Source organism: Collimonas antrihumi (assembly GCF_018304965.1).
GTDB lineage: Bacteria > Pseudomonadota > Gammaproteobacteria > Burkholderiales > Burkholderiaceae_D > Collimonas > Collimonas antrihumi.
The window spans coordinates 121,402-134,366 of sequence record NZ_JAGQED010000006.1 but is presented as its reverse complement, the minus strand read 5'-3'; the positions used below and the strand labels follow the sequence as shown (position 1 = coordinate 134,366).

Here is a 12,965-nt window from a genome sequence, read left to right as displayed (position 1 = left end):
GTCTGCCGGCAGACAAAGCTGTTGCCGGCATGGCGAAATGCGATTTTGATCATAATGCCTCTGGCTAGTTAATGCAGGTAACTCCGTACCCATCACAACGGCTATTGGTCACGCAGGAAACCGAGCAAGCTCCGCTATGCAAGACCATCACCATTTGTCTCATATATAAAACACAGAACCATATGTGAAATATATTGGAATAAAATATAGCAGATATTCGGCAAAAAGAAAGCTCTTTTTGTTTTGCATACGATCTCTTGTTTCATATAAGAAACTCATTAAGATTGCGGCATGCGTCGTCTCATGCACAACAAACTGGGAGGGGCTGGTCGAACTGGATCGCCAGATCGGAAGCAGCCTGAGCAGTTTGCGAACTCTGCAGTGGCTGCCGCTACCCTCAAAGCGGCCTTCCCCTGCTTGCTTTAGACTAGGTATTTTTTTCCACGCTTGGCACTAGCAAATCTCAAGCAGATCAACACCAGCAAAAAGGATTTTTGATGACCGATCTTTCCACCTTCCCCATCACAAAAAAATGGCCGGCCCAACACACCGACCGGATCCAGCTGTATTCCCTGCCGACGCCTAATGGCGTCAAGATTTCGATCATGCTGGAAGAAACCGGCCTGCCTTACGAGCCGCATCTTGTCAGCTTCGAGACCAACGACCAAACCTCTCCTGAGTTCTTGTCGCTCAATCCCAATAACAAGATTCCGGCGATCCTCGATCCCAACGGTCCGGACGGCAAACCGTTGCCACTGTTTGAATCCGGTGCGATCCTGATTTACCTGGCGGAAAAGAGCGGCCAGTTCATGCCGAAAGACCCTGCCGGACGCTACGAGACCATCCAGTGGCTGATGTTCCAGATGGGCGGCATCGGACCGATGTTCGGCCAGCTTGGCTTTTTCAATAGATTCGCCGGCAAGGATTACGAAGACAAACGCCCGCGCGACCGCTACGCGGCGGAATCGAAACGCTTGCTGGCGGTACTCGACCAACGGCTTGCCGAACGCAGATGGATCATGGGAGATACCTATACCATCGCCGACATCGCCACCTTCCCGTGGATACGCAACCTGATCGGCTTCTACGAAGCGGGCGACCTGGTGGGTATTGCGGATTTCCCGCATGTCACACGGGCGTTGGCGGCATTTGTTGCGCGTCCGGCGGTGGTAAGGGGCCTTGCGATTCCGAAGCGCGGCTGAGCGCAGCCCGACTGATGTTCAGGTAACGCGTATCAGCGCGTAAGAATCAGAACGTAAGAATCAGAACGTAAGAATCAGAACGTAAGAATCAGCACGTAAGTAAGCGGCGGCTACTCAAACCGGGGATGGTGCGATAAAATCGGCCATCCCGTCACCTTTGGACCGCCATGTCATCGCGCCGAAATTTCCTGCAGAAGAGTTTGTTCCTGACCGCCTCCGGACTCTTTTCCAGCCAGTTGCCGTTTGTTATCTCTGGAACGGCTTCAACCGCTTTCGCGAAAGATACCTCGGGCAACCCATCCGACGCCGCGGCGCCGATGGATCCGCCGCCAGACATCTTTGACGCGCAACTGGTAGACATGGAGTTCTGGCTCAAGCCTCGGGTGCTGGAAGTGACGCGCCCGGCCAGCGGCGAACGCGCCAAACTGTTGTATTGGAAAGATGGGGAAATTCAGGAATCCGCTTATCAGCAGTTATGCCATCTGCTGCGGGATGTCCAGGGCAAGCAAACTGCGCCGATAGATCCCAAGCTGCTCGAGACCTTGTGGGGCACCCAGGCTTTTATCGCACGCTATGGCATCAGCCAGCCGCTGGAAATCCTGTCGGGATTCCGGACCGCAAGCACCAATCAGCACCTGATCGAAACGGGTGTGCCGGCGGCGCGCAAATCATTGCACCTGGAAGGCCGCGCGGCTGACATCCGTCTTACACAACTGGATGCCGACGTGCTGGGCGGCTTGATACGCAGCTTCCGCCAAGGCGGAGTCGGCTTCTATTATCGGCCGGGGAAAAATGGTGGCTGGATTCATGCCGATACGGGACTGCAGCGCAGCTGGAAAGGTTGATTGCCTGCAGCCCCGCAGCGAAACGAAACGAAACGAAACGATTATCCCGCCAAAGAAAAATTACTTCAGATACGCTCGATGATCAACGCGATGCCCTGGCCACCGCCAATGCACATGGTGATCAAACCATAGCGCTTGTTAGTACGTATCAACTCATACAGACATTTGACCGCGATAATCGTCCCGCTCGCACCCAGCGGATGACCAAGCGCGATGGCGCCGCCGTTGACATTGGTCAGCGCAGGATCAAGACCCAATCCCTTGCAAACGCCCAGCGACTGCGCGGCAAACGCTTCATTCGATTCGATCACGGCCATGTCGCTGAGGCTAAGACCGGCACGTTTCAACGCCAGCTGAACCGCAGGAATCGGACCGGTTCCCATGATCGACGGATCAACCCCCGCCACCCCATAGGAAACCACGCGCGCCAGCGGCTTCAAACCAGCTTGAGCGGCAGCGTCAGCGGCCATCAGGACACAGGCAGCTGCACCGTCGTTGATGCCAGATGCGTTGCCGGCCGTGACTGTGCCGCCTTCTTTTTTGAATGCCGGCTTGAGCTTCGCCAGCGACTCCATGGTGGCGTCGGCCTTTGGATATTCGTCGGTGTCGAATAGCGTGATGCCTTTACGCGTCTTGATTTCGACCGGCACGATCTGCGACTTGAAGTAACCGGCAGCGATAGCTGCAGTCGCACGTCGCTGGCTTTCCAGCGCGAAGGCATCCTGCTCTTCACGCGAGATGCTGTATTTCTCTGCCACGTTTTCAGCAGTGATGCCCATATGGCCGCCGCCGAAAGGATCCGACAAGGCGCCCACCATCATGTCGACCATCTTGACGTCGCCCATGCGCGCGCCCCAACGTGCGGCCTGGGTGCCGTACATCGAGCGGCTCATGCTTTCGACACCGCCGCCGACAGCGACATCGGTCTCGCCCAACTGGATGGCATTTGCTGCAGTAATGATGGCTTGCAGGCCCGAGCCGCACAGGCGGTTAAGCGTCAGCGCGGTGGATTCTTTGCCCATGCCGGCATTGATGCCGACCACGCGTGACACGTACATGTCGCGCGCCTCGGTGTGGATGACGTTGCCGAATATGATCTGGCCGGCCTGGAGCGGATCGACTCCGGCCCGCGTGAATGCCTCCTTGACCGCAATCGCGCCCAGCTCGCCTGGCGCGAAATCTTTCAATGCGCCGCCATAGGTTCCAATCGCGGTACGTGCAGCGCCGACGATGACTACTTCTTTTGTATTTGCCATGCTTGTCTTTGTCATGATTATCTCCTCGTTGATATTGATTTGACGGTGTGGCCACATGCTGGCTTGCCGCCTAGGAAGCCAGCTGGTGTAGTGCTTTCATCACTTCTGCAGCGGTATGTTCGGAATGCTCGCGCAATACCTGCGGCAAGCTTGCCGAACCAGCGCTCAGCGCCTGCATGATTTGTTCGTGCTCAAGCAGCGACTCTTGCCAACGCAGGGATTCTGCATTGGCGACGCCGCGTGCGCGGTGGATTTTTGCCATCAGGTTTGCATAGATCGACGACAGCACCGGATTGCGGGCGGCGTCCACGATCATCTGATGGATTTCCTGGTTCAGGCGGAAATAGGCGATGCGCTTACCGTTCGCGTGGTGCACCACCATGGCCTGATGCTTGCGCTCGATCGCGCCCAGCGCATCTTCATCAATGCGTATGCATAACTGCCGGCCGGCCAATTCTTCCAATCCATGCAGCACGTCGAAAATCGACCCGATTTCGTCGATGTCGATTTCGGAGATGTGGTAACCGAGATGCTGGCGATGTTTGATCAAGCCTTCCGCCACCAGCACTTTCAGCGCCTCACGCAGCGGCGTTTTTGAAATCTCGAAATATTCGCACAACTCTTTCTCCATGATGCGGCTGGCGGGCGCGAGCTCGCCCTCCTGGATCATTTCCCGCAGCCGGTCGGCAATCTCGCTTGAAAGCCCGCTACGACGCACGCCCCGGCCATTGACGGGACTGGTCTTCACTTTTGCGGCTGTTTCGGGAGCGATCAACATGGCGGTTACATCACATTTGGACTGATTTTGATAAAAAATCTTAACACATATCAATTAAATATTTAAATATCGCTATAAATCAATAACTTACAACACTTGTAATTACAGATTAAGTATTATATGCTTACACCAGCAAGGAAAATACCGTGCGTGATAAAAGAGCTGAAAAGAACCGTTCACCCTAAATGGAGACAAAATGGACACTACAACCAATGCTGCAGCGGTAGCAACGACAGGGAAAACTTCCGTCCGATGGAAGATTTTCTTCACCATGTTGCTGCTGATTTCAATCAATTACATCGACCGCGCGTCGCTATCGGTCGCCATGCCGCTGATCGCAAAAGAGTTCGATCTCGGTCCGGCCATGCAAGGCTTGATCCTGAGTTCCTTCTTCTGGACTTATGCGTTCATGCAAATCCCCGGCGGCATGCTGGCCGATCGTTTCAAACCGCGTATCGTGATCGCCATCGCCACTATCTTCTGGGGCGCATTCCAGGCACTTGCCGCAGTCTGCACCAGTTCCACCGCATTGTTATTGACCCGCCTCGGCCTGGGTGCGGCAGAAGCGCCGATCTACCCGGCCGGCGGCAAGCTGAATGCGATCTGGATGACGCAAAACGAACGCGGCCGCGGCGCCACGTTGCTCGATGGCGGCGCACCGCTCGGCGCAGCGCTGGGCGCAATCATCATCACCGCGCTGATCACGACGCTCGGTTCATGGCGCATGGCATTCGTGGTGGCCGGTGTCGGCACCGTGCTGGCCGGTATATGGGCCTGGTATTACATCCGCAACAATCCACGCGACCACAACAGCGTCAATGACGCCGAAGCCAGCTACATCGAAGCAGCGCAAGCCAGCGAGTTCAAGAAAGAACCGGCTAACCTGAGCGGCCGCTCCCTTGATTTTTTCAAACACAAATCAGTGCTGTTCATGTTCTTCGGCTGGATGTGTTTCAACTCGGTGTTCTACGGCTTGCTGACCTGGATGCCGAACTACCTGAACAAAGTGCATGGCTTCGATATCAAGCAAATGGGCGGCGCCAGCTTCATCATTTTCTTCTCCGGATTTGTCGGCGAACTGGTTGGCGGCTACATTGCCGACAAATGGAAAGCGGCCGGCGGTTTACCTAATAAAGTGATGCGCACGCTGTTTGGCATTGCCGCCGTGATTGCCACGCTCTCGATCTTCTCGGTGGCTTACATCAAAGACGCGACAACTGTCGTGGTGATGTTATCCGTTACCTTGTTCTTCATCCGCTGGTGCGGCCTGTACTGGTGCATTCCATCCATCCTCGGCACCCGCGACAAGGTGGGCTTCCTCGGCGGCCTGATGAACCTGGGCGGCAATATCGGCGGCATCTGCGTGCCGATCATTGTCGGCACCATCGTGCAAGTCACCGGTTCTTACTTCCTGGCGCTGATGTTCTTTGCAGCAGCTGGCGTCGGCTTGTTCATCTGCTCGACCGGCATCGATTACGAGAAAAAAATCCCGATTTGAGTTTCGATCTGAGTTTGATCTGAATCCCGCCTGAAGCGGAACACTAAATCAACGTTTCAAGTTTTTACCTTATTATTTACGGAGCAATACAAATGACAAAGCGCACTCTCCTGGGCATGTTGACCCCATCTTCCAATACTTCGCTGGAGCCGATCACCAGCGCCATGATCAGCGGGCTGCCTGGCGTTTCCGCCCATTTCTCCCGTTTCACCGTGACTGAAATATCGCTGCGCGACCAGGCACTAGGGCAGTTCGACGACAGCAAGATCATCGAAGCCGCCATGCTGCTGGCCGACGCCAAGGTCGACGTCATCGGCTGGAACGGCACCTCGTCCGGCTGGCTCGGCTTCGACGCCGATGAGCGGCTATGCCAACGCATTACCGAAGCAACCGGCATTCCGGCCACTACTTCGGTGCTGGCGTTAAATGAAATCCTGGAAAAAACCAATGCCAAGGATTTCGGCCTGGTGACACCTTACCTCGACAATGTGATGGAAAAGATCATCGAGAACTATGGCCGTTCCGGTTTTAACTGCATCGCTGAACGCCACCTGAACCTGCATGTGAATTTTTCCTTCTCGGAAGTCACCGAAGACCAGATCCGCAGCATGGTGCGCGAGGTTGCCAAAAAGGACCCGAAAGCGATTTCGACCTTCTGCACCAATCTGAAAGCAGCACACCTGGTGCCGGAACTGGAAGCGGAAACCGGCGTACCGATCTACGACACCATTTCCACCGTGGTCTGGAAATCGCTGCGCATCGCCGGATACGACACCACCAAGCTGACCGGCTGGGGTCGTCTGTTCCAGGAAGTCGTATAAGCAATCAGATAATTAGATAAGCCATTACATTCGTGGAGAAAACCATCATGACAACAGCGTTCGACCTGGTCATTCGCAATGCCGATGTGGCGACCGCGTCTGACCGATTTCAATGCGATATCGGCATTCGCGACGGCAAGATCGAGGCACTTGGCAAGAATTTGCCGGCCGGCGCTGAAGAAATTGATGCGGCCGGATTATTGGTCTTGCCGGGTGGCGTGGATGCCCATTGCCACCTGGATCAGCCGATGCCGGACGGCATGCGCATGGCCGACGATTTTTTTACCGGAACCCGGTCCGCTGCCTGCGGCGGCACCACCACGGTGATTCCGTTTGCGGCGCAAAGCAAAGGCGGTTCGCTGTATGCAGCAGTCGAGGATTATCATCGGCGCGCTGGCGGCAAGGCGGTAATCGATTACGCCTTCCACCTGATCGTCGCCGACCCGACGCCGAAGGTGCTGCAGGAAGAACTGCCGGACCTGATCCGGCAAGGCTATACCTCGTTCAAGATCTACATGACGTACGACGATCTGAAACTCAACGACCGCGAGATACTGGAAGTATTGTCGGTGGCGCGCGAGCATAAGGCGCTGGTGATGATCCATGCGGAGAACTCCGATTGCATCGGCTGGCTGACCGACCGCCTGAGCGATGCCGGCCACAGCGCGCCGAAGTATCACGCGGTATCCCGCCCAATGGCGGTGGAGCGGGAAGCTACGCACCGCGCCATCACGTTCTCGGAACTGGTCGACGTGCCGATCCTGATCGTGCACGTATCGGGACGCGAAGCAATCGAGCAGATCCGCTGGGCGCACGGCCGCGGCTTGCGCATCTATGCCGAGACCTGCCCGCAATATCTGTTCCTCACGGAACATGATCTTGGCGGCGAAGGCTACCACGGCGCCAAGTGCGTCTGCAGCCCGCCGCCACGCGACCATGAAAATCAAAAAGCGGTATGGGACGGCCTGACCAACGGCGCCTTCAGCATCTTCTCATCCGATCATGCGCCGTTCCGTTATGACGATGCGGAAGGCAAGAAACTGGGCGGCAAGGAACAACCGTTTCAATATATTCCGAATGGCATTCCCGGCCTGGAAACCCGCCTGCCGCTGCTGTTCTCCGGCGGCGTAATGGAAGGACGGCTCGACGTCCACCAGTTTGTCGCTTTGACTGCGACCAATCCGGCCAAGATGTACGGACTGTATCCACGCAAAGGGTCGATCATGGTCGGCGCCGATGCAGACATCGTATTGTGGGATACCAAGCGCAAAGTGGTGATCAACAACACCATGCTGCACCACGAGGTCGATTACACGCCGTATGAAGGCAAGACAGTACAAGGCTGGCCGGTGCTGACGCTGTCACATGGTAAAGTGGTCAGCCTGAATCAGGCCTTCACCGGCACCGCTGGCACCGGGCAGTTCCTGCCTTGCGGCACGCCGTCGATCTAAGGCACGTGCCCATGCGACATGCCGCACCGTGCTGAGTCGGCCGCGATATTTTAGACAAAGGGAAAACCAATGAAATTAATGCGCTACGGTCCCAAAGGCCAAGAAAAACCGGCGCTGATCGATGCTGACAACCAGGTCCGCGATTTGTCGGGTCAGTTATCCGACATTGATGCGCAAACATTGTCGCCGGCACAACTTGCCCGTCTGGCAGCGCTGGATATCAAAACCTTGCCGATCATTGCACAGCCGGGCCGCATCGCCCCACCCTACAGCGGCATGGGGAAATTCATTTGCGTCGGCTTGAACTACGCCGACCATGCCGCCGAATCCGGTCTCACCGCACCTGCCGAGCCGGTGCTGTTCATGAAGCCAACCAGCGCCGTGATCGGCTGCAACGATCCGGTGGTGCTGCCGCAAGGGTCGCTAAAAGGCGACTGGGAAGTGGAACTGGGTGTAGTCATCGGCACCACGGCGCGTTACGTGCCCGAGGCCGATGCGCTCAGGCATGTAGCCGGTTATTGCGTGGTCAATGACATCTCCGAGCGTGAATACCAGCTCGAACGCGGCGGCCAGTGGGATAAAGGCAAAGGCTGCGACACTTTCGGCCCAATCGGCCCCTGGCTGGTAACAGCGGATGAAGTACCCGATCCGCAGGATCTGGACCTGTGGCTGGAGATCAACGGCCACCGCTTTCAAAACGGCAGCACGCGCAACATGCTGTTCAGCGTCGCCCATCTGGTCAGCTATATCAGCCGCTTCATGACGCTCTACCCGGGAGACATCATCAGCACCGGCACACCGGCCGGTGTGGGACTTGCCCAGAAACCCGCCCCAATCTACCTCAAGGCTGGCGACCAGATGCGCCTGGGTGTTTCGGGCCTGGGTGAGCAGTTGCAGGCGGTGCATGCCTGGAATCCGGAATTGATCGACGGTTGATTGCGTTACCTGGCTTTTCCTATGCCACGCCATACCAGGTGAAATGCAAGGCAATAAAAAGACCCGCTAAATCAGTGATTTAGCGGGTCTTGTTTACAGAATTAAACTACGGATTCTCAGAACGGAATATCGTCATCCATATCCGAGAAATTCGGCGCTGGCCGCGAAGCCGGCGCCTGGCGGGCCGGGGCCGCCGGTGCGCTGGTGTTTTGCTGGCGGGCCGGTGGCGCGCTGTTGTAACCTCCGCCATCGTCCATAGGCGCGCTGCCGCCCGCGCCTTGGCGGCTGCCGAGCATCTGCATGGTGTCCGCGATGATTTCGGTGGTGAAGCGTTCAGCGCCATCCTTGTCTTGCCATTTGCGTGTCTGCAGACGGCCTTCAATGTAGATCTGCGAACCTTTTTTCAGGTACTGGCCGGCGATCTCCGCCAGCTTGCGATAGAAGGTAATGCGGTGCCACTCGGTTAATTCTTTTTTCTCGCCGCTATTCTTGTCTTTCCAGCTTTCCGTGGTGGCAACGGCGATGTTGGTGACCGCTTCGCCGTTCGGCATGTAGCGTGTTTCCGGGTCGCGGCCGAGATTGCCGACGATGATGACTTTATTGACCGATGCCATGTAATGCTCTCCTAAATGCTCATATCTTGAAAATGCGTTGAAAATTACGCCTGATGCGTTGTGCCCAATCCCCAAGGCGCTGGCTGTCTGATATTGCCTAATGGACCTTGCCGCGCGCCATGCACTACGCTGCCGCGGCCGTGGTCGATGAAGCGCCCCGGCGCGGCAAATTTTTCATGCTGGATGCGATTATAAGCCAGCACAGGGTCGCCGCCCCGCCTAATATGAAAACCGAGGGCGCGCCGACATGCTGTTTAAGCAATCCGCCTAGGGCGCCGCCGCAGAACAAACCCAGCGCTTGCATGGTGTTATACACACCCAACGCGGCGCCTTTGGCCGCCGGCGGCGCGATACGCGAGACCAGCGACGGCTGGCTGGCTTCCAGCACGTTGAAAGCAATGAAAAACCCCAGCAACAACACGATCAGCCATTGCCAATGGATAGTTGCCATCGAGAATGTCAGCAACAATCCAAGTTGCACTATAAACAACAAAGCCACGGCGGCCAGCATCACTTGCTTCATCTTGCCCTGCTTCTCGCCGACAAATACCGGTGGCAGCATCAATACAAAAGAAGCCAGCACCACCGGCAAATAGATTTTCCAGTGCGACTCGAGCGGCAGACCGGCATATTTGACTAGCGCTGCCGGCATCACCACGAACATCGCCATTTGCGTCATGTGCAAGGCGAACACGCCATAGTTCAAGCGCATCAGTTCGCCGTTGCGCAGGATTTCCGACCACGCCACACGCTTCGCCTTGACCAGCGGCGCCGAAGGCACCAGCCACACCACCATCGCGATCGCGGCCAGCGACAAGATACCGGTCATGGCAAAGATGCCGCCCATGCCGACCCATTCATACAGCAGCGGTGAAATGATCAGCGACAAGGCAAACGTCAAACCGATGGAGCCGCCGACCATGGCCATGGCCTTGGTGCGGTGTTCTTCCCTTGTGGAATCGGCGATGAACGCGGTTACCGCAGCCGAAATGGCGCCGGAACCTTGTATCGCGCGGCCGATGATGACCCAGTAAATATTGTCGGCAGCGGCGGCAACGAAAGATCCCAGTGCGAACAGGATCAGGCCGATGACGATGATCTTCTTGCGGCCGTATTTATCGGAGGCTACGCCAAACGGAATTTGTCCGAACGATTGCGCCAGGCCGTATATCCCCATGGCGAGGCCGACCAGGGTGGCGCTGTCGCCGCCGGGCAGGGTTTTGGCGTGTACCGCAAACACCGGCAAAATCAAAAACAGGCCGAGCATGCGCAATGCAAATATCGAAGCCAGGGCGCCGCTGGCTTTGACTTCGGCGCGGCTCATGCCGCTGCCTGCGTCATTATCAAGAGAGGAGGACGAATTATTCATATTGGGCATTACCGGATGGGGACGTTGAGGCTGTGCGACGGTGCAAATCGAAACCCGTCATAGTATCAGGGAATGAAATGGCTGTGACCCGCATAGGTATTGGACGTGCCCAAATGGAGCGCCATCGCGGTTTGTTATCCGACGAATATCAGGTGCCTCTCCTTCCAGATTTCACTGTCTGCTTTTATTTTCAGTGACTTTTTGCCATCACTATCGTCATCCAGCAATTCCGTTTTCGTCAAAGTAGTTTACAGTTTCTTTCCTCGAATATAGTATACCCCCCTATATTATCTATAGAGGCGATCATGGGACATACGATTAAAGACAAGCAAAAGCTCTTGAACCGGGTACGCCGCATTCGTGGCCAGGTCGACGCCATCGAACGCGCGTTGGAAGATGAGAAGGGCTGCATGGATGTACTCCAGCAAATTACCAGCTGTCGCGGCGCCATGAACGGCTTGCTGGCAGTCGTTCTGGAAGATCACATACGCACTCACCTGGTGGATGCAGCCCCTGATAACCATGACGGGCACGGCGACGCCAGGGAACAATTGATTGATGTCGTCAATAGCTATTTCAAGTGAGATAAAGCCGCCTCATGACTGAATTTTCAACTTTGCTGCAGCAGGGCGCGTCCAATGCCTGGCTGTTCATCCCCAGTGCAGTCTTGCTGGGCGCGTTACATGGCCTTGAACCTGGCCACTCCAAGACCATGATGGCGGCTTTCATCGTCGCGATACGCGGCACGATGACGCAAGCCATCCTGCTCGGACTAGCATGGCCACGTCTGGGGTGCGGATCAGGTGAGGATAACGACGGCGCGGGCTGACAGCAGCACGCAATCATTCACCTTCGTGCAATGCGACGGCTTTGTCGAATCGGAGCAAGAGATTCCCGAACCCCACGAATTTGTCGCCCGCCTGCGCCTGGGGCATGAGCACCATAGCCATGACTATGATGTGGAGTACATAGAACCCACCGGGCCCGATCACCACGCCATCAAGGATTATGAAAGGCTGGATGTATCGGCGCCTGGTTATCAAGACCCGCACGAGCTGGCGCACGCCAACGACATCCGCCACCGCTTTGCCAATCGTGAGGTGACCACCGGGCAGATCATCATGTTCGGCCTGACCGGCGGCCTGATTCCCTGCCCTGCCTCGATTACCGTACTGCTGCTGTGCCTTCAACTGAAAAAAATCGCTCTTGGGGCGACATTGGTTTTGTGTTTCAGTATCGGCCTGGCATTGACGATGGTGCTGTCCGGTGCTTTAGCGGCGTTGAGCGTAAAACACGTGTCCAGACGCTGGAGCGGATTCGGTGAATTTGCAAGGAAAGCGCCGTATTTTTCCGGCGCGCTGATCCTGTTGGTCGGCTTCTATGTTGGTTATCAAGGTTTGCGCGCCTTGATTTAGATGCCTTTCCGATGATTATCGCGGACGATAAATTCACATTTTTTAACACCTGTAACGCGCGCAAATGAGATGCAATTTATTGCATCATTAATCGCTTTCAAAATAAAAGCAGATATAGTTTGCAGCATCAGACAACTGTGGGAGATAAATATGAAACGCATACTCTGCGCGGCTGCGCTTATAGCCGTCAGCGTTACCGCCTTTATGCCTACCCAGGCTATGGCGCAAATAGGTGTAAACATCACGATTGGAACACCGCCGCCTCCGCCAAGATACGAGGTTGTGCCGGCGCCACGGGTTGGCTACATCTGGGCGCCGGGATATTGGAATTGGGACGGCCGCCGCCATGTCTGGGCTGGCGGACATTGGGAAATGGCGCGTAACGGGTATCTGTACGACCGGCCGGAATGGCGTCAAGGAGGTAACGGATGGGAGCTGCGTCGTGGCGGCTGGCGTCAGAGTGACGACCGCCGCCGCTATGAAAATTATCGTGACGAGCGTCGTGACGATGACCGGCGTGACGACGACAAAGGCCGCTATCATTGCCCGCCGGGGCAAGCCAAAAAAGGCAATTGCTAAAGTGTAGCTGCGCCAGCCTGATTCGAGTAGTCATTGAATCAGGCCGGGATTCATGCATTCCAGGTTCATACTTCTCCCCTCATCACTTCACTCCGCCGGCGCGCAGCATTCACACGACCGTTTCACGCGACCGTATTCACGCGAGATAGCCGGACCAAACTCCAAAATCCCGACCCTGATATAGTGTCAGGTTGATCCGTT

Annotated in this window: 12 protein-coding genes and 1 pseudogene; 9 read left to right on the top strand and 4 right to left on the bottom strand. The window is 56.1% G+C overall.

All coding sequences use genetic code 11. The annotated features are described in order from the left end of the window. Positions 1 to 497: 497 nt before the first annotated feature. Together KHU29_RS08100 and KHU29_RS08095 are read left to right on the top strand one after the other, a co-directional pair. A complete protein-coding gene (locus tag KHU29_RS08100; protein WP_211452296.1) occupies positions 498 to 1,202 on the top strand; it encodes a glutathione S-transferase N-terminal domain-containing protein in 705 nt (234 codons plus the stop codon). A gap of 167 nt (positions 1,203 to 1,369) precedes the next feature. After that, entirely contained in the window at positions 1,370 to 2,047 is a 678-nt protein-coding gene (locus KHU29_RS08095; RefSeq protein ID WP_211452295.1) for a YcbK family protein, read from the top strand. A 65-nt stretch (positions 2,048 to 2,112) separates the two neighbouring features. On the opposite strand, the gene KHU29_RS08090 is transcribed toward KHU29_RS08095, so the two are convergent. Together KHU29_RS08090 and KHU29_RS08085 are read right to left on the bottom strand one after the other, a co-directional pair. Further along, the gene (locus tag KHU29_RS08090) at positions 2,113 to 3,318 is read right to left on the bottom strand and encodes an acetyl-CoA C-acyltransferase family protein (RefSeq protein WP_211452294.1); all 1,206 of its coding nucleotides are present in this window, start codon (positions 3,316 to 3,318) and stop codon (positions 2,113 to 2,115) included. A 55-nt stretch (positions 3,319 to 3,373) separates the two neighbouring features. Continuing rightward, the gene (locus KHU29_RS08085) at positions 3,374 to 4,081 is read right to left on the bottom strand and encodes a GntR family transcriptional regulator (protein WP_211452293.1); all 708 of its coding nucleotides are present in this window, start codon (positions 4,079 to 4,081) and stop codon (positions 3,374 to 3,376) included. A gap of 196 nt (positions 4,082 to 4,277) precedes the next feature. Here KHU29_RS08085 and KHU29_RS08080 point away from each other — a divergent pair, with 196 nt between their 5' ends. The 4 genes from KHU29_RS08080 (at position 4,278) to KHU29_RS08065 (ending at position 8,787) form a co-directional block, all read left to right on the top strand. Beyond that, complete coding sequence (locus KHU29_RS08080) at positions 4,278 to 5,579, top strand: MFS transporter (RefSeq protein ID WP_211452292.1); 1,302 nt, start codon at positions 4,278 to 4,280, stop codon at positions 5,577 to 5,579. Between the two features lie 92 nt (positions 5,580 to 5,671). Continuing rightward, a complete protein-coding gene (locus KHU29_RS08075; RefSeq protein WP_211452291.1) occupies positions 5,672 to 6,400 on the top strand; it encodes a maleate cis-trans isomerase family protein in 729 nt (242 codons plus the stop codon). Positions 6,401 to 6,447: 47 nt separating this feature from the next. Then, entirely contained in the window at positions 6,448 to 7,851 is a 1,404-nt protein-coding gene (hydA, locus tag KHU29_RS08070) for a dihydropyrimidinase (RefSeq protein ID WP_211452290.1), read from the top strand. Positions 7,852 to 7,920: 69 nt separating this feature from the next. Beyond that, entirely contained in the window at positions 7,921 to 8,787 is an 867-nt protein-coding gene (locus KHU29_RS08065; RefSeq protein ID WP_211452289.1) for a fumarylacetoacetate hydrolase family protein, read from the top strand. Between the two features lie 116 nt (positions 8,788 to 8,903). On the opposite strand, the gene ssb is transcribed toward KHU29_RS08065, so the two are convergent. Together ssb and KHU29_RS08055 are read right to left on the bottom strand one after the other, a co-directional pair. Then, a complete protein-coding gene (ssb, locus tag KHU29_RS08060) occupies positions 8,904 to 9,401 on the bottom strand; it encodes a single-stranded DNA-binding protein (RefSeq protein ID WP_092414110.1) in 498 nt (165 codons plus the stop codon). 124 nt (positions 9,402 to 9,525) lie between these two features. Then, entirely contained in the window at positions 9,526 to 10,770 is a 1,245-nt protein-coding gene (locus KHU29_RS08055; RefSeq protein ID WP_425514454.1) for an MFS transporter, read from the bottom strand. A gap of 305 nt (positions 10,771 to 11,075) precedes the next feature. On the opposite strand from KHU29_RS08055, the gene KHU29_RS08050 reads away from it, so the two are divergent. The 3 genes and pseudogenes from KHU29_RS08050 (at position 11,076) to KHU29_RS08040 (ending at position 12,764) form a co-directional block, all read left to right on the top strand. Continuing rightward, entirely contained in the window at positions 11,076 to 11,354 is a 279-nt protein-coding gene (locus tag KHU29_RS08050; RefSeq protein ID WP_211452288.1) for a metal/formaldehyde-sensitive transcriptional repressor, read from the top strand. Positions 11,355 to 11,368: 14 nt separating this feature from the next. After that, positions 11,369 to 12,185, top strand: a pseudogene (locus KHU29_RS08045) (nickel/cobalt efflux transporter). 150 nt (positions 12,186 to 12,335) lie between these two features. Beyond that, entirely contained in the window at positions 12,336 to 12,764 is a 429-nt protein-coding gene (locus KHU29_RS08040) for a YXWGXW repeat-containing protein (protein WP_211452287.1), read from the top strand. Positions 12,765 to 12,965 lie beyond the last annotated feature (201 nt).

Coding starts and splice junctions, on each gene's coding strand:
- KHU29_RS08100 (WP_211452296.1), top strand. CDS start 498: ATGACCGATCTTTCCACCTTCCCCATCACAAAAAAATGGCCGGCCCAA.
- KHU29_RS08095 (WP_211452295.1), top strand. CDS start 1,370: ATGTCATCGCGCCGAAATTTCCTGCAGAAGAGTTTGTTCCTGACCGCC.
- KHU29_RS08090 (WP_211452294.1), bottom strand. CDS start 3,318: ATGACAAAGACAAGCATGGCAAATACAAAAGAAGTAGTCATCGTCGGC.
- KHU29_RS08085 (WP_211452293.1), bottom strand. CDS start 4,081: ATGTTGATCGCTCCCGAAACAGCCGCAAAAGTGAAGACCAGTCCCGTC.
- KHU29_RS08080 (WP_211452292.1), top strand. CDS start 4,278: ATGGACACTACAACCAATGCTGCAGCGGTAGCAACGACAGGGAAAACT.
- KHU29_RS08075 (WP_211452291.1), top strand. CDS start 5,672: ATGACAAAGCGCACTCTCCTGGGCATGTTGACCCCATCTTCCAATACT.
- hydA (WP_211452290.1), top strand. CDS start 6,448: ATGACAACAGCGTTCGACCTGGTCATTCGCAATGCCGATGTGGCGACC.
- KHU29_RS08065 (WP_211452289.1), top strand. CDS start 7,921: ATGAAATTAATGCGCTACGGTCCCAAAGGCCAAGAAAAACCGGCGCTG.
- ssb (WP_092414110.1), bottom strand. CDS start 9,401: ATGGCATCGGTCAATAAAGTCATCATCGTCGGCAATCTCGGCCGCGAC.
- KHU29_RS08055 (WP_425514454.1), bottom strand. CDS start 10,770: ATGAATAATTCGTCCTCCTCTCTTGATAATGACGCAGGCAGCGGCATG.
- KHU29_RS08050 (WP_211452288.1), top strand. CDS start 11,076: ATGGGACATACGATTAAAGACAAGCAAAAGCTCTTGAACCGGGTACGC.
- KHU29_RS08040 (WP_211452287.1), top strand. CDS start 12,336: ATGAAACGCATACTCTGCGCGGCTGCGCTTATAGCCGTCAGCGTTACC.